The organism is Methylorubrum sp. SL192 (assembly GCF_026672325.1).
Taxonomy (GTDB): Bacteria; Pseudomonadota; Alphaproteobacteria; order Rhizobiales; family Beijerinckiaceae; genus Methylobacterium; species Methylobacterium extorquens.
This window is the reverse complement of record NZ_JAPPQV010000003.1, coordinates 1,665,518-1,682,439: the sequence shown is the minus strand read 5'-3', so window position 1 is coordinate 1,682,439 and position 16,922 is coordinate 1,665,518. Positions and strand designations below refer to the sequence as shown.

The window sequence follows — 16,922 nt, the reverse complement described above, 5'->3', positions numbered from 1 at the left end:
TCAGGCAGCCTGGGTCGTCGGGCCGTTGGCGAGCAGGGCGTAGAGAGCGGTCGCGTCGCGGGCGCTACGGATGCGCTCCAGCATGCCGGGCTCGCGCAGGAGCCGGGCGACCTGGGCCAACGCCTTCAGGTGGTCGGCCCCCGCGCCCTCGGGAGCGAGCAGGAGAAAGGCGACGTCGATGGGCTGGCCGTCGAGGGCGTCGAAATCCACGGGCTTTTCCAGCCGTGCGACGAGGCCGAACAGCCGGTCGAGCTGTGGGAGCTTGCCGTGGGGGATCGCCACGCCGTCGCCGATCCCCGTGGAGCCGAGGCGCTCACGGTGGAGCAAGGTTTCGAAGACGTCCCGCTCGGACAGGTTCGGGAGGCGGCGGACCGCATGGGCGGCCAATTCCTGGAGGACGTGCTTCTTGTCCCGCACGCGCAAGGAAGAGACGACCGAGTCCGGGTTTAGAAATTCGAGCATCGGCATGAAAACTAAACGCCTCGTGGGCGGGATCCATCCAGAGATCCCGCGTTCCCATGCACGACTGCCGAAACCCAATGGTCTCGGCACGGAGCGCCGCACGAGCCCGTCCGGATCCCGGAATCCGTCTCCGGCACCGGTCTCCGGGGCTTCGTGACGGGCACCTGAGTCCCCATCCGAGAAGGCTTGAACCGGCCCTTGCCTCAATCCCGCTCGCCGGGCGGATCGACCCATCCGATCGCACCGTCACTGCGCCGATATACGACGTTGATGCGTCCGGTGCCAGCGTGAACGAAGACGACGACCGGGGCGCCGGTCATGTCGAGGGCGGTGACCGCCTCGCTGACGGATTGGCGCTTGAGCGTGCGCGTGCTCTCGGCCACCACCGGCGGATGCGCGCCCTCCTCCGCCTCGGCGTCGAGCGGGTCCTCGTCCACCTCGTCGTCGGGCGCGGCGAAGACGGCGTAGGCCGCCTCGATATCCGCCCCGTTGTGGCTCGCCGCGCCGTGATCCTTCAGCTTGTGCTTGTAGCGGCGCAGGCGCTTTTCGAGCTTGTCGGCGGTCTGCTCGAAGCTCGCATGCACGTCGTGCGCCGCGCCCGAAGCTTCTAGCGTCAGCCCGGTGACCAGGTGCAGCACGCAATCGGTTCGGTATGCCGCCCCATCGCGCCGCAGCGTCACGTGCCCCGTGCAACTGCCGCTCATATGCGGATCGAGATACTTCGCGAGGGTCGCCGCCATGCGGTCCTCGACCCGGCCTCGCAGGGCCGTACCGAGATCGAGGCCATGCCCCGTCACCCGCAAACCTGCCATCGACGTCTCCGCTCTTCCTCCCGGGACATCGAGAGTTAGAAAGGGGGACGGGGCAAGTCAAACACGAAGGCGAGCCGGCGCAGGGCTTTCACGCGCCGACGAGGCGACCGGGATCAGCGGACGGCCGTGGCCATCTTCTCCCGGCGCCGCTCGATCGACGAGGGGATCCGCAGCGACTCCCGATACTTGGCGACGGTGCGGCGGGCGATGTCGATGCCCTCGTCGCGCAGGCGCTGGACCAGCGCGTCGTCGGACAGGACGTCGGAGGCCTCCGCATCGACAAGTTGTTTGATGCGGTGGCGCACCGATTCCGAGGAATGGGACGCGGCACCGGCGGCGCCGGGGATCGCGGCGGTGAAGAAGTACTTCATCTCCAGGGTGCCGCGGCTGGTGCCGATCGACTTGTTGGAGGTGACGCGGGAGACGGTCGATTCATGCATGCCGATCGCCTCGGCGACCGTCTTGAGGTTGAGCGGACGCAGGTGGGCGACACCGTGCAGGAAGAAGGCGTCCTGCTGGCGGACGATTTCGGTGGCGACCTTGAGGATGGTGCGCGCCCGCTGCTCCAGGCTGCGGGTGAGCCAGTTCGCCGTCTGCAGGCACTCGGACAGGAACGCCTTGTCGCCGTCCGCCACCGCGCCTTTCGAGACGCGTGCATAGTAGCTCTGGTTGACCAGCACCCGCGGCAGCGCCTCGGAGTTCAGCTCCACCAGCCAGGAGCCGTCCGGCGCGGGGCGGACGAACACGTCGGGGACCAAAACCTCGACCGCGTGGGCGCCGAAGGCGCGGCCGGGCTTGGGGTCGAGACGGCGGATCTCGGCCAGCATCTCGACGAGATCCTCGTCGTCCACGCCACAGAGGCGGCGCAGGGCCGGGAAATCGCGCTTGGCCACGAGATCTAGGCGCGAGACCAGCGCCTGCATCGCCGGATCGAACCGATCCTGCTCGCGAAGCTGGATCGCGAGGCATTCGGCGAGGTCGCGGGCGGCCACGCCCGGCGGATCGAAGGTCTGGACGAGTTTCAGAATGCGGGCGACGTCATCGAGCGAGGCGCCGAGCCGCTCGGCCACGCCGTCGATGTCCTCGCGCAGGTAACCCGCATCGTCCACGGCATCGATCAGGAAGCTGCCGATCAACCGGTCTGAGGGGTTTTGCGTCGCGAGATCGAGCTGTGCGGCGAGGTGCTCGCGCAAGCTGGTCTCGGCGGTCAGCGTCGCCTCGAAATCGGGAAGCTCGCCGTCGAAGCTGCCGCCAGCATTGCCGTAAGGGGCCGGGGTCAGCGAGAGCATGTCCCCGGTCCCGGTCTCGCGCGGGGTGGGGTTCTCGTCGGCGAACACGTTGTCGAGGCGCGTGTCGAGGTCACCCTCGATCTCGCTGCGGCTCTGCGTCATCTCGGAGCCGAGCCAGGTCTCGGCTTCCGGCCCGTCGCCGCCGTCGTACTCGCCGTCGCCCGAAGCCTCCGGCGCCTCGCGCTCGGATTCCCCTTCGGACTCGGCGCGCTCCAGAAGCGGATTGCGCTCCAGTTCGGCATCGACATAGGCCGAGAGATCGAGCTGCGAGAGCTGCAGGAGCTTGATCGCCTGCAGCAGTTGCGGTGTCATCACCAGGGCTTGGCCCTGGCGCATCTCGAGCCGCTGGAGCAGACTCATCTCGACGCCCAACCTTCAGAAATCATTGACAAATCGCAGCTCGCGTACGAGCCGCGCCGAACTCGGCACGTTCTTTGCTTCTCCTTTGATAGGTCTAGCGCCATCGGCCCGACACGTCAAAGCGGTTTGTCCGGCCGTCACCCAAATTCTCGCATCGCGGTAGCCGCGCAACAGAGGCGGACCACGCCGGTTCACTCTATTGGCGATCACACACGCATTGCCACGCCTGCATTTGTCAGAGGCAGACGAAGAAAGGGTTTCCGGCGGGGTGGCCACGGTGAGCGTGGTTCAGCGGTCGTTACCGGATCGGCGAAAACTCGCTCCCGACGGTCCGCGACCGCGACCGGGGGAGGACGCCCCCAGGGCCCGACAGGCGTGAAGAGGAGCCATCAGGCTCTCGAGACGGCATCGTCACGCAGGGCAGCGCCCAACGAAGTGCAGCGCGGCGAGAACGTGTCTTAGCCTGCGTGCTGCTGCAGTCCGTTACGGGAGAGAATGGACGCCGTTTCAGTGCGGGTCGATCCGGCTGCCGATCCTCGATGCCGGCCCAGCCTTTGAGACGTCCGATCCGACCTAAAGCCGGAAATCCTCGCCGAGATAGAGCCGGCGGGCGTCCTCGTTGGCGACGATCTGCTCGGGCGTGCCCTCGGTCAGGATGCGGCCGGAATGGGCGATGTAGGCGCGATCGATCAGGCCGAGCGTCTCGCGGACGTTGTGGTCGGTGATGAGCACGCCGATGCCACGCTGCTTCAGGTGCTTCACGAGATCCTGGATGTCGCCGACGGCGATCGGATCGATGCCGGCGAAAGGCTCGTCGAGCAGCATGAAGGTCGGAGAGGAAGCGAGCGCCCGGGCGATCTCGCAGCGACGTCGCTCGCCGCCCGAGAGCGCGATCGACGGCGACTTGCGCAGGCGCGCGATGTCGAACTCTTCGAGCAGCGAGTCGAGCTTGCGCTCGCGGGCCTTGCGGTCCGGCTCGGCCACTTCGAGCACGGCGCGGATGTTGTCCTCGACCGTGAGCCCGCGGAAGATCGAGGCTTCCTGCGGCAGGTAGCCGATGCCGAGCCGAGCCCGCTGATACATCGGCAGGTGGGTGATCTCCATGCCGTCCAGGCTGATGAAGCCGCGGTCGGCCGGGACGAGGCCGGTGATCATGTAGAAGATCGTGGTCTTGCCGGCGCCGTTGGGTCCCAGCAGCCCGACCGCCTCGCCGTTATGGACGGTGAGCCCAGCCTCGTGGACCACGGTGCGGGCGCCGTAGCTCTTGCGAAGACCGCGCACGTGCAGCACGCCCGGACCACCGCCGTCCTCGGTGAGCACGCCGCCGGGCGCCGCCTGCGGTGCCGATCCAGCGCGCCCGAGAAGCCGGCCGAACCACGAGGCTTTGCGGCCCCGGCTCGCCGGCTTCGGCTCGGCGACCGCGCGAAGCGGCACGCCCGCAGGCATCCCGGCTCCCGTCACCGTCAGTTCGCCTGCGCCCGCGTCTTCACGGCCGGCTTCTCAGAACCCTTGTCGGCCCCCTTGGCACCAGGCTTGGCCGCGATAGCCGGCTGGGTGCAGCCCTTCGGCTGACTGCCCTTGGCCTGGCCGGCCTCGCCCGGAACGAACATCGCCGAGACGCGACCGCCGGCCACCGGGTCCATGTTGGCCCGGCCGCTCGCCATGTCGTAGACGAGGCGCGAGCCGCGGGTGACGTTCTGGCACTGGCTGAGCACGACGTTGCCGGTCAGCACGATGCGCTTGGCCTCCTGATCGAACACCGCATTGTCGCCGGTGGCGATCTGGTCCTTCTGCGCGACGGTCACGGGGCCGGCGCATTCGACCTTGCGGATGCCGTTGCCGCCGAGCGCCGCCTTGGCCTTGGCATCCTCGGCGGCTTCAGCCTCCGACTTCGCCGCGTCCTTGTTCGCGTCCTTGGACGGATCCTTGTCCTTGTCGCGCTTGTAATGGACCGTCATCGCCGAGCAGCGGATCGTGCTCTCGCCCTGCACCGCCACGACGTTGCCGGCGAAGATCGCCTTGTTCTCCTTGTCGAACACGTCGAGCCGGTCGGCGTCGATCTTGATCGGCCCCTTGCCGCCACCGACGGTGCCGAGCGCGGCGGGCTTCTCCTTCACCGTCTCCTTGGCCGGAGCCGCGGCGGCGGAATGCGCCAGGAGGAGAGCGAGGCCGACGGCAAGCGCCGGGCCGAGACGCGGCGTCATCGCGTGGGTTCCGCAGCGGAGGTGTGGATGCGCTCCTGATCCGTCCGCAGGGCGACCTTGGCACCGCTCTCCTTCTCGGCCTCGTCGCCGTGGAACACGGCATGGACGCGGCCGACGAAGGAGACGACCCGGCCGTTCTCGACCACGTCGAGCGTGTCGGCGACGATCGAGCCTGACGGGACCGTGACGGTGACGGCCTTCGACGAGCGCAGACTGCCGGTCTTGAAATCGACGGTGGCGACCGAGAGGCGCACTTCCTCGCCCTTGTCGGTCCAGAGGCGGATATCGTTCTCGAGGTTGAGCGATTCGCGGGTGGAATCGAACACGCCGCCCTGCGCCTGAAGGTAGGCACGGCCGCCCTTGTCGTCGGTGGCGACGTGGCCTTTCATGGCCTGAAGCTCGATGATGCTGGGCTTGCGCACGTCCTGCTGCGCCGCGTCGGCAACCACTTCGTAGCCGCGCTCGCCCTTGCGGAAGCCGGACAGGCGCGGATTCTCCATCGTCACCTTGGTGCCCGAGACGCTGATCGGGCCGAACGAGACGTTGGGAATGCTGCCCGTGAGGGGGCTCCAGAGCACGATCGCTGCGAGCCCCAGCACGGCGATGCCGGCGGTGACCGGGATCACCCGGCGCAGCGTGCGCACCTGCGCGCTGTGCCGCCGCGCGCGTCCATGCGCGCGCTTGCGACGCGCGTTCTCGTTCGCGGCGAGCGCGAGGAGATCCGTCTCCCCCTGGATGGTGTCGGCCGCCTGCATCGCGTTCCTGAAGGGTCGGCGCGCTTGCGGTCGCGCCCCGCCGGCCGGATGCCCCGGTGCGGTGGCGAAGTTATGGCCTCGTCTTTGCGAAATGATCAACGGCGCCCGCGTGCGTCCTCGCACCGAATGCGGCATGGAACACGGCGTCTCGGCACGAGTCCCGCGCGGCGTTGCCGGCTGGCATCGCTCGCGGCACCGCACGGACGCCGCTCGCTCAGCTGCCCTGCACTTTGCCGGATCAGCCCTCACCTTCGGGAAGGGCCCTGAGTCTCAGGCGTGGGCGAAGATGTCGATCTCCGGCCAGCCGGCGAGATCGAGCTTGGATCGGGTCGGAAGGAAGTCGAAACAGGCCTGCGCCATCTCGGTGCGGCCCTCGCGGGCCAGCATGGCGTCGAGACGCTCGCGGGCGGCATGCAGGTGGAGCACGTCCGATGCCGCGTAGTCGATCTGAGCTTGGCTCAGGGTCCCCGCGCCCCAATCGGAGGATTGCTGCTGCTTGGAGAGATCGACGCCCACGAGCTCGCGCACGACGTCCTTGAGGCCGTGACGGTCGGTGTAGGTGCGCGCGAGCTTCGAAGCGATCTTCGTGCAGTAAACCGGAGCCGGCATGACGCCGAACGCGTTGAACAGCACCGCCAGATCGAACCGGGCGAAGTGGAAGATCTTGACGACCCCGGCATCGGCCAGGACCGCCTTGAGCCGCTCCGGCGCCGGGTCGCCGGGCCGGATCTGCACGACATCGGCGCTGCCGTCGCCGCGGGACACCTGCACGACGCAGAGCCGATCGCGATGCGGGTTGAGCCCCAGCGTCTCGGTATCGATCGCGATCGCCGCGCCCGGCGCGAAATCGGGCGGCAGGTCGCCGTGGTGGAGGCGGATCCGGGAGGGGGCGGCAGCCATCGTTGGTTCAAGCGTCTTCAAGGGGCGGGACGGCCCGCGCGTAGCACCGCGCGCGCCGTCCCGATAGCTCCGCCGATCCGCGGGCGGATGCAAGTCTACTTCTGACCGTCTATTTCTGTTTGGCGATGATCTGGTCCTTGATGCCGGCATAGACCGCCTCCGGCACGATCTTCTTGCGGACCAGTTCGTCCTTGCCCCGGTAGGGGCGGCCCTTGACGATGGCTGCCGAGCGCGCCTCGCCGATGCCCTTGAGCCGGCTCAGCTCCTCGGCGCTGGCCGAGTTGATGTCGATGAGTTCCGCCTTCGCATCCGCCTTGGGGGCGGCGGAGGGCGTGGCGGCCGGCGCGGTCACGGGGGCGCTGGCCGGGGGCTTCGTGGCGGTGGGCGGCGTGGCCGGACTCGGCGCCTGTGCCAGGGCCGGGGCAGCAGCAAGCCCGATCAGAACGGTGAAGGTACGCAGCAGAGACGAACGCATGTCGATCTCCCGACATCTCGGGGCGGCGGGGCGCCGCGCCGGTTTTTGAGATGTAGGGCGGGCCGGTTGAACCGTCCTTGAACGCGGTCCGGCATCGATCCGGGCACTTCGGGCGACGACGTCCGTTGGAAACATATCGAGATTGGGCGCGGGCGACATGGCGCGATTGTGACTGTGGATCCGCAGGGTGGTGGCGGAACCCGAGAGTTCGCAACCCGTTCGTGCACCGCTGTCTGGTCGAGCTGACAACCGGCACCGAATGACGCTCCGCCCCGAAAGACGGCGCGACAGGCACTTTTCGAACGAGGAATGCGACCATGGTCGATGGGAACAGGATCACGGGCGCCGCCCGGGAGTTGGGCGGTAAGGTACAGGGCGCGATCGGCGACCTGGCCGGTTCCCACACCGACTCGGCCGAGGGCCGTATGCGCGAAGCCGCCGGCCGGGTGGAGAACATCTACGGTCAGGCCAAGGATGCCGCGCGGCACGCCGCGGACGAGGCCTACGACACCGCCGAGGACATCTACGATCGCGGTCGCCGCTCCCTGCAGGAGGGACACGAGCGCTCGGTCGAGTGGCCGCACACCTCCCTGCTCATTGCCGGCCTCGTCGGCTTCGGCCTCGGCCTTCTCGTGCGCGGGCGCAACTGACGCCTGACCACGTCTTCCTCGAACGACCCCAGACTCGGAGTACCAGCGTGACTTACCCATCCGGCTTCCAACCCTCGCCCATCGACGGCACGCGGAGCCTCGCCCACGAGACCGTGGCCCTCAACCAAGTCTCCTGGGGCGCCGTCTTCGCTGGCGCCGCGACGGCGCTGGTGACGCAGGTCGTCATCAACCTCGCGGGCGTCGCCGCCGGCCTCGCCTCGGTCGGCCTCGACACCGCAGAGAACCCGTCCGCGTCGAACTTCTCCCTCGGGGCCGGCGCATGGTTCGTCGTCTCCGGCATCGTCGCCTCCCTCGTCGGCGGCCTGATCGCCGGGCGCCTCGCCGGTAAGCCCCTGCGCGACATCGCCGGGCTGCACGGCTTCGTATCGTGGGCCGTCACCACCCTCGTCGTCCTCTACCTGCTGACCTCCGCTGCCAGCGGCGTCGTCGGCAGCGCGGTCAATACCGTGGGTTCGGCGTTGGGCGGAGCAGGCAACCTCGTCGGCGGAACGGTCCAGACCGCGGCGCAGGCCGTCGCTCCCTCGCTCAGCAAGGTCTCCAATCCGCTCGACCGGATCGAGCAGCGGGTGAAGGATCAGGCCGCCGGCCAGGACCCGCAGGCAGCCCGCGATGCCGCCGTCTCGGCCGTGCGTGCCCTGCTTTCGGGCGACGCCGCCGACAAGCAGCAGGCAGAAACGCGCGCCGCCGACGCGCTCGCCAAGGCGCAGAACATCCCGGTCGATCAGGCGCGCCAGCAGGTCCAGGACTACCAGAAGCAGTACGAGCAGGCGGTCGCCACCGCCAAGAAGCAGGCGGAAGAGGCGGCCAAGACCGCCAAATCGGTCGCGACCCAGGGTGCGCTCTACGCCGCGATCGCGCTGATCCTCGGTGCCATCGCCGCCTTCATTGGCGGGCTTCTCGCCGCGCCGAAGCCGGCATCCCTGACCGTTCGCGACTGATCCGTCGATCCGGTCCCGTTCCGGTGGTCATCCCGCCGCCGGACGCGGGCACCCGGTTCGCACGTTGTACAGAAGGGGCGCCGGCCGTTCGAACCGGCCGGCGCTCCCGTTTCGAGTCCAGTCTCGACGATTCAAGGAGTTTCCAGACTGATGAAATCGACCTTCGCCCTCACCGCCATGACCGCCCTCCTCGTTGGCACGCCGGCTTTGGCTGCACCCGCGCCGCAGAGCCCGGTTGAAGCCCTGGTTCGGGGCGACCTGCCGACCGACTATGTCCAGTACCGCCGCTACGGCCACCGCCCTTACGGGCACCGTCGCTACGGCTACGGTCGGGGTTATCGCCGCGGTCCGGGCGTCGGCGCCGCGGTCGGCGCCGGTGTCGCGGGGCTGGCGGCCGGGGCCATCCTCGGCGGCGCCATCGCCAACTCGCAGGCCCAGGCCGCGCCCGTCGTGGTCCAGGGCGGTGCCGACCCGGAGGCCGTAGCGGCCTGCGCCCGCCGGTTCCGCTCCTACGACGCGCGCAGCGGCACCTATCTCGGCAACGACGGCGCCCGCCACCCCTGCCCGTAAGCGCAACGGCTCACCCGCGCACGCACGATCTCGGTGCGCGGGTGGCCGGGCGGGGGCGCCTGTGACCAGGAGCTTCGGCCCGACGCGGCCGACAGCGCCGCCTGGTCAGGCCGCCGATCGGGTCTGATTCCGCCCGCCCGCCTTGGCCTCGTAGAGCGCCGCGTCGGCCCGCCGGTAGAGATCCTCGGCGGTGCCGCCGCCGGAATCTACGGCGAGGCCGAGGCTCACGGTGACTGTTCCGGGATCGATGCCGACGGAGGGCACGGCGAATCCGGCGATCGCCCGATGAATCGTCTCGGAGACGCGCATCGCGCCATCGTGGTCCGTCCTGGGCAGCAGGACGGCGAACTCCTCTCCGCCGACGCGAGCGACGAGGTCGCCCGGCCGGCGAACGCTGGCGCTCAAGCTGTCAGCCAACCCCCTGAGCACGGCGTCGCCGACCGCGTGGCCGTAGCGATCGTTGTAGCGCTTGAAGTGATCGGCATCGATCAGGATGAGCGCGAGCGGTGTGCCCGTGCGCCGGGACGTCCCCCAGGCCTGCGTGAAGACCGTTTCGAAATGCCGCCGGTTCGGCAGGCCGGTCAGAACGTCGGTCTGGGCGAGGCGAGCCAGTTCGGCCTGCATGGCCGCGCTGCGGCGCAGTTCCCGCCCGAACAGCAGCGAGAGCAGAACGGTCGATCCGCACAGGACGAGGACCGCCAAGCCGATGACCGCGGCCGTCTCCCGCCATTCCGCCTCGATCTCCCGCGTTCCGAGGGCGACGTTGAGGACGAGCGGCCAATCCCCGACCTGGGTGAAGGTGTAATAACGCTCGACGCCGTCGCGGACGGAGATGCCCTTGAAGCTGCCTTCGCGCTTGGCGACGAAGTTCTGGAAGGTGGGGGCACCGGTGATGTTGGCACCGATATCGCTCGCCACGAAGGGGTAGCGCATCACGCGGGTGCCGTCGCGCAGGTAGAGGTTGATCCCGCCTTCGCGACCAAGCCCGATCCGGGCGAACAAGCTGCTGAAATAGGACAGTTTCAGGCTCGCCAGCACCACGCCGCCGAAGCTGCCGTCCGGCTTGTCAATGCGCCGGCTCAGCACGATCACCGGTTCGCCGAGCAAACGCGAGATCAAGGGCCGGCTGATGTGCAAGCCGAGACCGGCCTGCGTCTTGTGGGCCTGGAAGTAATCGCGGTCGGCATTGTTGAGCCGGCGGGGCGTGTCGGCGTTCGCATCGATGATGCTGTCGCCGTTCTCGTCGATCACCAGCATGACCCCCATGTCGCGGGCGGTCGCGGCGCGATCGAACAGAGCGATGCGGCGCAAGGACGGGCTGGCACCGGCCAAGCCGGGCACCTTGAGGTTATCGACAACGCCCTGGAGGGACAGATCGATGATCTCGACATTGCGGGCGATGTCGCGCTCGATCACCTGAAGCAGGTTCTTCGAGGTCTGTTCGGCCTTGTCCCAAGCATCCTGGCGAAGCTCGAGCAGCATGATGGCTGAGAGCACCAGCATGCCGATCGGCGCGAGCACACCGAGGATGATCCAGCTCCGGGCGGAGCGGACGTGCCGGGACAGCGGAAGCCACCGCGCCGAAAGCGGGCGTCTCTCCATCCGGTTCTGTTCGCCTTCGGAGATACGCATCGGCTTCGGTCTGACGAATCGGTCGCCCTCTTTGGGTGCGGTGCTCTAAGCAAACCTTTCGCCGGGGCGCGATGCCGACGCCCGGTCCGACTATGGCTAAAGCGGCGTTACCGGCCGCCGCTTGCGACCGGCCGGGCGGTAGCGATCATCCCAATTCCACGGATTCGTGATCGCGATCTCGGGATTAAAATCCTCAGTAGTCGGAACGATCAGGCCGAGCGGGCTTTAGCGCCGGGATCGAACGGGCATGCGGTCGTCTCAAGACTCCGCTTGTGCCGCCCGACCCCTGGAAACGCCGATTTCGCAACGTCCTTTCCGGCGGCGGATCTTCGCCGTCCGGGACGCTGCGCTGACCCGTGGACATTGCCGATGCGTGGCGACGCACTTCCCTCGATCGATCCCGCGCCGCGTCAGCCCTCCCGGCGCGCATTGCGCGGACTCGACCTGCTCAACGTTACCCTCGCCGACGTGCGCGACGGCCTCGGCCCGTATCTCGCCATCTATCTTCTGGCCGTGCGCGGGCCCGACCAGGGCTGGAACGAGGCGACGATCGGCCTCGTGATGACGATCGCCGGCATTGCCGGATTGCTCGCCCAGACGCCCGCGGGCGCCCTGATCGACCGCACCAACGCCAAGCGCAGCGTCGTCATCGCCGCCGCAATCGTCGTCACGGTGAGTTGTCTCGTTCTGCCCTGGATCTCGAATTTCACGCTGGTGGCCGCCACGCAGGCGCTCGCCAGCATGGCGGGTTCGATCTTCGCGCCGGCGCTCACCGGCATCACGCTGGGCATCGTCGGCCCGAAATTGTTCTCCAAGCGCATCGGCCGGAACGAGGGCTTCAACCATGCCGGCAACGCGGTCTCGGCGATGCTGGCGGGCGGCTTGGCCTATATCTTCGGCCCCATCGTCGTGTTCTGGCTCATGGGCCTTCTCGCCGCCTGCTCGATCGTCGCGATGCTGATGGTGCCGGCAGAGGACATCGACGACGACCTCGCCCGCGGCCTCGATTGCGCCGAAGACCAGAGCTGCGAGCAGCCCTCGGGCCTGAGCCTGCTGCTGCGCAACCGCCACCTGATGCTGTTCGCGCTCCTCTGCGCCGCGTTCCACCTCGCCAACGCGGCGATGCTGCCCTCGGTCGGACAGTTGCTCACCAAAGTCGTCGGCAAGGACAACGCGACGTCGCTGATCGCGGTCTGCATCGTCGCCGCGCAATGCGTGATGGTGCCGATGGCGGTGCTGGTCGGCGCCAAGGCCGACAGCTTCGGGCGCAAGCCGATCTTCCTCGTCGCTTTCGGCGTGTTGGCCCTGCGCGGCGTGCTCTACACCTTCTCCGACAACCCGTTCTATCTCGTGGCGGTGCAGTGCCTCGACGGCGTCGGCGCCGGCATCTACGGCGCGCTGTTCCCGATCGTGGTCGCCGACCTCACCCGTGGCACCGGCCGGTTCAACGTCGCCCAGGGCGCGGTCGCGACGGCGCAGGGGCTCGGCGCAGCGTTGAGCGCGACGCTGGCCGGTGTGGTCATCGTCGGCGCAGGCTACTCGGCGGCCTTCCTCGTGCTCGCGGCAATCGCGGCGGCGGGCTTCACGCTCTACCTGCTGTTCATGCCCGAGACCTTTGCCTACGAGCCGCGCCCCACGGACGTGCCGCCCAGAGCTCCGTCGACACCTCTGGGGGCGCCGGCCGAGTAGGGCTCGCCTCCGGGCCCAGACCGCGCCTCGGCCGCATTCGCTGGAGCGCGCGGCCTCACCGCTCCGGCGGGATCGAGTAGGTGCCGGTGGCGTGGGCAACGAGCGCCTCCGCGCCGACACTTCGGATCGCGACCTCGCCCACCGCGAGTCGCCGGCCCAGCTTCATCAGGCGGCATTCGGCGACGAGGGCGGCGGGGCCGGGCCGGCGCAGGAAGTTGACGTTCAGGCTCGTCGTCACGGCGAGCGCGACCGGGCCGATATTCGCGAGGATCGCCGCGTAGAGCGCGTAATCGGCCAGCGCCATCATCGACGGGCCGGACACCGTGCCGCCGGGGCGCAGGTGGCGCTCGTGGTAATCGAGCCGCATCCGTGCGGAGAGCGGGCCAACCGCCTCCAGGTGGTAGTGGCGCCCGCCCGCATTCATCTGCGGGAAGTCGCGTTCGAGGAAGGCGGCGGTCTCCGCCAGGTTCATCACGGTCTCGCTCATGCCTGAGCCTTGCAGCATGCCGACGCATGGCGGACAAGGGCGGCATGATCCCGACGATCGACGACGCGCCTGACGGTATCGCCACACGGCACGACCGCTATCCCGATGCGCAGATCCGCGCCGTCCTCAGGGAGGCGCGCTCGATCGCCCTGGTCGGCGCCTCGGCCAATCCGGCGCGGCCGAGCTACATCGTCTTCAAGTATTTGGCCGAGCGCGGCTACACGGTGACGCCGGTCAATCCGGGCCTGGCGGGCCAGACCCTGCTCGGCCGGCCGGTGATCGCCCGGCTCTCGGAGCTGACCGGACCGGTCGACATGGTCGAGATCTTCCGCAATTCCGCCGCGGCGGGACCGCTGGTCGATGAGGCGCTGGCGCTGCCGGTACCGCCGAAGGTGATCTGGATGCAGCTCGGCGTGCGCGACGCCGCAGCCGCCGCGCGGGCCGAGGCCGCGGGCATCACGGTCATCATGAACCGCTGCCCGAAGATCGAATACGGCCGGCTCTCCGGCGAGATCGGCTGGACCGGCGTGAACTCCCGCATCATCAGCGCGAAGAAGCCGGTGATGGCGAAGGGTGGCGTGCAGAAGCGGACGATCGAGGGGACGTAACCTCCATTTCGCATCCTCATCCTGAGGTGCGCCGCGAAGCGGAGCCTCGAAGGATCTTCCAGGGATCGCGAGACCGCTGAAGGATCCTTCGAGGCCGCTTTCGCGGCACATCAGGATGAGGCGTGCATGGGATCAATGGTTGGAGGTCGCTTACGCCACCGTCAGGCCGACATCGACATTCCCCCGCGTCGCGTTGGAATACGGGCAGATCTGGTGGGCCGCTTCGACGAGGCGCTCGGCGTCGGCGCGGTCGAGCCCCGGCAGGCTGACCTTGAGGTCGGCGGTGATGCCGAAGCCGCCCTCGGAGCGCGGACCGATGCCGACTTGGGCGGTGACGGTGGTCTCGGCGGGCACCTTCAGCTTGAGCTGGCCGCCCGCGACCTTCAGCGCGCCGATGAAGCAGGCCGAGTAACCCGCAGCGAAGAGCTGCTCGGGGTTGGCGCCAGGGCCGCCCGCGCCGCCGAGTTCCTTCGGGGTCGAGAGCTGGACCTGGAAATTGCCGTCCTCGGTGCGGGCGGAGCCGTCGCGGCCACCCGTGGCGGAGGCGGTGGTGCGGTACTTCACATCGACGGTCATGGGTCTGTCCTCATGTTCGGGGCGAACGGGGATTGCTCCGCTCGGCTCCAAACCGGGATAGTCGCATTTTAAATTGCGCGCAATCTAAATCGTGCGCAATTCATTTTCTGGGCGGGACTACTCGGCTCGCCCGTGCGGCGTCAGGCGTCCCGCCCCGTCTCTGGCATGGCGATGACGGCGGCAAAGCTGATCCCCGCGGCGACGGCGAGATAGAGCCCGACGAAGCCGATGCCGCCCGACTCGGCGAGCCATTGCGCCGCGAAGGGTGCCCCGGAGGCGCCGACGATCCCGGCGAGATTGTAGGTCACCGAGGCGCCGGTATAGCGCACCCGGGTCGGGAACAGTTCGGGCAGCAGCGCACCCATCGGCCCAAAGATCCAGCCCATGGCGAACAGCGCGAGGCAGAGGAAGGCGAGCACCAGGGCGGGTTCGCCGCTGCCGAGCATCGGACCGAGCACAACGCCGAGCGCCCCCGTGACCGCGAGCCCCGAAAGCATCACGGGCTTGCGTCCGAACCGGTCGGCCGCCCATCCCGATAGAGGGATCGCCAGCGCCATGAACAGGATCGCCACGCACTCGAACAGCAGAAAGGATTTACGTGCGTAACCAAGCGTGCCGGTGCCGTAGCTGAGAGCGAACACCGTCGAGAGATAGAAGACGGCGTAGGCTGCCACCATCGCCAGCGTGCCAAGCAGCGTTGCGCGCCGATGTGCGGAGAAGATCGTGGCGAGGGGCACCCTTTCCGGCGGCGCTTGTTCGAGGGCGGCGCGGAAGGCCGGGGTCTCGGTGAGCTTCAAGCGGACATAGAGCCCGACGCCGACGAGGACAGCCGAGGCGAGGAAGGGCAGACGCCAGCCCCAGGCTTCGAAATCCGCCGGGCTCAATGCCACGCTGAGCCCGAGGAACAGAAGGTTGGCGGCGATGAAGCCGATCGGCGCGCCGAGTTGCGGGAAGATCCCGTAGAGCGCGCGGCGCCCCGGCGGCGCGTTCTCGACCGCGAGCAAGGCCGCCCCGCCCCATTCCCCGCCGAAGCCGACGCCCTGACCGAAGCGCAGCAGGCAGAGCAAAGCCGGCGCCCACCAGCCGATGCTGGCATAGCCCGGCAGGCAGCCGATCAGGACCGTGGACAGCCCCATGATCATCAGCGAGGCGACCAGCGTCGCCTTGCGCCCGATCCGGTCGCCGAAATGCCCGAAGGCCGCCGCCCCGATCGGCCGGGCAAGGAAGGCGATGGCGAAGGTGGCAAACGCCTGGAGCGTCTGAACGCCGGGCTCGCCATGGGGAAAGAAGATCGGCCCGATCACCAGCGCGGCAGCGGTGGCGTAGATGTAGAAGTCGTAGAACTCGATCGCGGTGCCGACGAAGCTGGCGACGAGGATCCGGCGGGCGGACGGAGCGCTCATGCGGCCGGGGGCTCCCACTGCCAGAACACCGTGCCGGTGAATTCGAAGACCGGCTCGCCGCGCTGATTTTGCGCGGTGTTGTGGTGCGTGGCGATGCCCCAGCCGGGCCGCGAGCGGGAGGCGCGCCGGTCGATGAGCGTGCTGGCATAGCGGATCGTATCGCCGGCATAGACCGGCCGCAGCCATTTCAGATCCTTGAAACCGGGCGAAGGGCCGAGCTGCGGCACCGAGCCGGAGCGGGCGGTGAGGGCGATGTCGCGGGCGAAGGTCGCGTTGAGCCGCTTCATCCAGACCGCCGCGGTCTGCCAGCCCGAGGCGCAGAGCGCGCCGAAATGCGTGGCCCGCGCCGCCTCCGCATCGAGATGGAAGATCTGCGGATCGTAGGCCCGCGCGAAGGCGATGATGTCGTCCGCCTCGAAGCGGTGGGCGCCGAGATCGCGGGTGGTGCCGAGTTCGGCCTCAGCGAGATAGGGCAGCGGCATCGCGTCGTCCGGCTCCGCCACGGGGCCCATCTCCGTCGAGCGTTCGACCGGGCGCGGTGCGGGCACGGCGCCGGCACGCGCGAACAGCACCGCGAAGGCCTGGGTCATCACCGCCTCGCCGCGCCCGTTCGTCAGCGTCATCGAGAGCCGCGCCATGCCGCGGTCGGGCTTCGAGGATGACGGGCGGACCTCCTCGACGCGGATCACCGCACTCAGGGCATCACCCGGCAGGACGGGCCTCAGCCAGCGCAGGGCGGTGATGCCGGGCGATCCCATCGAGGTGGACTGCGAAACCAGGGCCTGCGCGAACAGGCGCATGCCCAGCGCCGCTGTCTGCCAGCCCGAGCCGATCAGGGTGCCGACGAAGGTCTCCTTCGCGGCCGCCTCGTCGAGGTGGAAAGGCTGCGGGTCGTATTCTCGGGCGAAGGCGACGAGTTCGTCACGGCTGACGGTGATCGGCCCGGCCGAGTATTCCTGACCGGGTGCGAGATCGTCGAGGGAAAGCAGAGCCATGGGGTGCCGCGCCGCGGTGGAGGTCCGCGCGTGGCTACAGCATCGAACGGCCGAGTGCATCCGGGGATCGGGCCGAGGGGGCCGCTGGCCCCGCAG

The 16,922-nt window shown here is 68.8% G+C and carries 18 protein-coding genes; 5 read left to right on the top strand and 13 right to left on the bottom strand.

Features of this window, described 5'->3' with window-relative positions; genetic code table 11:
• The 8 genes from ptsN to OVA30_RS08625 all read right to left on the bottom strand — a co-directional run bounded on the left by ptsN (position 1) and on the right by OVA30_RS08625 (position 7,257).
• Positions 1 to 468: a PTS IIA-like nitrogen regulatory protein PtsN gene (ptsN, locus tag OVA30_RS08660; RefSeq protein ID WP_003598085.1), complete on the bottom strand. Its 468-nt coding sequence runs from the start codon at positions 466 to 468 to the stop codon at positions 1 to 3.
• Positions 469 to 665: 197 nt separating this feature from the next.
• Positions 666 to 1,274, bottom strand: coding sequence for a ribosome hibernation-promoting factor, HPF/YfiA family (gene hpf / locus OVA30_RS08655; RefSeq protein ID WP_003598087.1), 609 nt, complete (start codon positions 1,272 to 1,274; stop codon positions 666 to 668).
• Positions 1,275 to 1,387: 113 nt separating this feature from the next.
• Positions 1,388 to 2,923: an RNA polymerase factor sigma-54 gene (gene rpoN / locus OVA30_RS08650; protein ID WP_041358660.1), complete on the bottom strand. Its 1,536-nt coding sequence runs from the start codon at positions 2,921 to 2,923 to the stop codon at positions 1,388 to 1,390.
• Between the two features lie 573 nt (positions 2,924 to 3,496).
• Positions 3,497 to 4,369, bottom strand: coding sequence for an LPS export ABC transporter ATP-binding protein (lptB, locus tag OVA30_RS08645; RefSeq protein WP_268175209.1), 873 nt, complete (start codon positions 4,367 to 4,369; stop codon positions 3,497 to 3,499).
• Between the two features lie 17 nt (positions 4,370 to 4,386).
• Positions 4,387 to 5,127 carry an LptA/OstA family protein gene (locus OVA30_RS08640; protein WP_268175208.1) on the bottom strand — a complete coding sequence of 247 codons (741 nt, stop codon included), beginning with the start codon at positions 5,125 to 5,127 and terminating at the stop codon, positions 4,387 to 4,389.
• Positions 5,124 to 5,882 carry a hypothetical protein gene (locus OVA30_RS08635; protein ID WP_012253915.1) on the bottom strand — a complete coding sequence of 253 codons (759 nt, stop codon included), beginning with the start codon at positions 5,880 to 5,882 and terminating at the stop codon, positions 5,124 to 5,126. Before OVA30_RS08635 ends, OVA30_RS08640 begins: the two co-directional genes overlap by 4 nt.
• 270 nt (positions 5,883 to 6,152) lie before the next feature.
• A complete protein-coding gene (locus OVA30_RS08630; protein WP_015822868.1) occupies positions 6,153 to 6,782 on the bottom strand; it encodes a ribonuclease D in 630 nt (209 codons plus the stop codon).
• A gap of 109 nt (positions 6,783 to 6,891) precedes the next feature.
• Entirely contained in the window at positions 6,892 to 7,257 is a 366-nt protein-coding gene (locus OVA30_RS08625; protein ID WP_268175207.1) for a ComEA family DNA-binding protein, read from the bottom strand.
• Positions 7,258 to 7,574: 317 nt separating this feature from the next.
• Between OVA30_RS08625 and OVA30_RS08620 the strand changes: the two genes are divergently transcribed.
• The 3 genes from OVA30_RS08620 to OVA30_RS08610 all read left to right on the top strand — a co-directional run bounded on the left by OVA30_RS08620 (position 7,575) and on the right by OVA30_RS08610 (position 9,436).
• Entirely contained in the window at positions 7,575 to 7,907 is a 333-nt protein-coding gene (locus tag OVA30_RS08620) for a CsbD family protein (protein WP_268175206.1), read from the top strand.
• Positions 7,908 to 7,954: 47 nt separating this feature from the next.
• A complete protein-coding gene (locus OVA30_RS08615; protein WP_268175205.1) occupies positions 7,955 to 8,866 on the top strand; it encodes a PhnA-like protein in 912 nt (303 codons plus the stop codon).
• Positions 8,867 to 9,016: 150 nt separating this feature from the next.
• Positions 9,017 to 9,436: a BA14K family protein gene (locus tag OVA30_RS08610; RefSeq protein WP_265222044.1), complete on the top strand. Its 420-nt coding sequence runs from the start codon at positions 9,017 to 9,019 to the stop codon at positions 9,434 to 9,436.
• A gap of 105 nt (positions 9,437 to 9,541) precedes the next feature.
• On the opposite strand, the gene OVA30_RS08605 is transcribed toward OVA30_RS08610, so the two are convergent.
• Positions 9,542 to 11,038 carry a sensor domain-containing diguanylate cyclase gene (locus OVA30_RS08605; RefSeq protein ID WP_442786092.1) on the bottom strand — a complete coding sequence of 499 codons (1,497 nt, stop codon included), beginning with the start codon at positions 11,036 to 11,038 and terminating at the stop codon, positions 9,542 to 9,544.
• Between the two features lie 399 nt (positions 11,039 to 11,437).
• Between OVA30_RS08605 and OVA30_RS08600 the strand changes: the two genes are divergently transcribed.
• Positions 11,438 to 12,757 (top strand): MFS transporter, encoded by a 1,320-nt coding sequence (locus OVA30_RS08600; protein WP_268175203.1) that lies wholly within the window; start codon positions 11,438 to 11,440, stop codon positions 12,755 to 12,757.
• 55 nt (positions 12,758 to 12,812) lie between these two features.
• On the opposite strand, the gene OVA30_RS08595 is transcribed toward OVA30_RS08600, so the two are convergent.
• On the bottom strand, positions 12,813 to 13,244 hold the full coding sequence (locus tag OVA30_RS08595) for a PaaI family thioesterase (RefSeq protein ID WP_238506510.1): 432 nt from the start codon (positions 13,242 to 13,244) through the stop codon (positions 12,813 to 12,815).
• 44 nt (positions 13,245 to 13,288) lie between these two features.
• Between OVA30_RS08595 and OVA30_RS08590 the strand changes: the two genes are divergently transcribed.
• Entirely contained in the window at positions 13,289 to 13,852 is a 564-nt protein-coding gene (locus OVA30_RS08590; RefSeq protein ID WP_268175202.1) for a CoA-binding protein, read from the top strand.
• Between the two features lie 150 nt (positions 13,853 to 14,002).
• Here the strand turns inward: OVA30_RS08590 and OVA30_RS08585 are convergent, their stop codons facing one another.
• The 3 genes from OVA30_RS08585 to OVA30_RS08575 all read right to left on the bottom strand — a co-directional run bounded on the left by OVA30_RS08585 (position 14,003) and on the right by OVA30_RS08575 (position 16,826).
• Positions 14,003 to 14,428 carry an organic hydroperoxide resistance protein gene (locus tag OVA30_RS08585; protein ID WP_056120536.1) on the bottom strand — a complete coding sequence of 142 codons (426 nt, stop codon included), beginning with the start codon at positions 14,426 to 14,428 and terminating at the stop codon, positions 14,003 to 14,005.
• Positions 14,429 to 14,568: 140 nt separating this feature from the next.
• On the bottom strand, positions 14,569 to 15,831 hold the full coding sequence (locus OVA30_RS08580; protein ID WP_268175201.1) for an MFS transporter: 1,263 nt from the start codon (positions 15,829 to 15,831) through the stop codon (positions 14,569 to 14,571).
• Positions 15,828 to 16,826: a MaoC family dehydratase gene (locus OVA30_RS08575; protein ID WP_268175200.1), complete on the bottom strand. Its 999-nt coding sequence runs from the start codon at positions 16,824 to 16,826 to the stop codon at positions 15,828 to 15,830. The genes OVA30_RS08580 and OVA30_RS08575 overlap by 4 nt, the downstream gene beginning before the upstream one ends.
• Positions 16,827 to 16,922: the final 96 nt, after the last annotated feature.

Coding starts and splice junctions, on each gene's coding strand:
- ptsN (WP_003598085.1), bottom strand. CDS start 468: ATGCCGATGCTCGAATTTCTAAACCCGGACTCGGTCGTCTCTTCCTTG.
- OVA30_RS08625 (WP_268175207.1), bottom strand. CDS start 7,257: ATGCGTTCGTCTCTGCTGCGTACCTTCACCGTTCTGATCGGGCTTGCT.
- OVA30_RS08595 (WP_238506510.1), bottom strand. CDS start 13,244: ATGAGCGAGACCGTGATGAACCTGGCGGAGACCGCCGCCTTCCTCGAA.
- OVA30_RS08610 (WP_265222044.1), top strand. CDS start 9,017: ATGAAATCGACCTTCGCCCTCACCGCCATGACCGCCCTCCTCGTTGGC.
- rpoN (WP_041358660.1), bottom strand. CDS start 2,923: ATGAGTCTGCTCCAGCGGCTCGAGATGCGCCAGGGCCAAGCCCTGGTG.
- hpf (WP_003598087.1), bottom strand. CDS start 1,274: ATGGCAGGTTTGCGGGTGACGGGGCATGGCCTCGATCTCGGTACGGCC.
- lptB (WP_268175209.1), bottom strand. CDS start 4,369: ATGCCTGCGGGCGTGCCGCTTCGCGCGGTCGCCGAGCCGAAGCCGGCG.
- OVA30_RS08585 (WP_056120536.1), bottom strand. CDS start 14,428: ATGACCGTCGATGTGAAGTACCGCACCACCGCCTCCGCCACGGGTGGC.
- OVA30_RS08640 (WP_268175208.1), bottom strand. CDS start 5,127: ATGACGCCGCGTCTCGGCCCGGCGCTTGCCGTCGGCCTCGCTCTCCTC.
- OVA30_RS08590 (WP_268175202.1), top strand. CDS start 13,289: ATGATCCCGACGATCGACGACGCGCCTGACGGTATCGCCACACGGCAC.
- OVA30_RS08600 (WP_268175203.1), top strand. CDS start 11,438: ATGCGTGGCGACGCACTTCCCTCGATCGATCCCGCGCCGCGTCAGCCC.
- OVA30_RS08635 (WP_012253915.1), bottom strand. CDS start 5,882: ATGCAGGCGGCCGACACCATCCAGGGGGAGACGGATCTCCTCGCGCTC.
- OVA30_RS08605 (WP_442786092.1), bottom strand. CDS start 11,038: ATGGAGAGACGCCCGCTTTCGGCGCGGTGGCTTCCGCTGTCCCGGCAC.
- OVA30_RS08620 (WP_268175206.1), top strand. CDS start 7,575: ATGGTCGATGGGAACAGGATCACGGGCGCCGCCCGGGAGTTGGGCGGT.
- OVA30_RS08630 (WP_015822868.1), bottom strand. CDS start 6,782: ATGGCTGCCGCCCCCTCCCGGATCCGCCTCCACCACGGCGACCTGCCG.
- OVA30_RS08580 (WP_268175201.1), bottom strand. CDS start 15,831: ATGAGCGCTCCGTCCGCCCGCCGGATCCTCGTCGCCAGCTTCGTCGGC.
- OVA30_RS08575 (WP_268175200.1), bottom strand. CDS start 16,826: ATGGCTCTGCTTTCCCTCGACGATCTCGCACCCGGTCAGGAATACTCG.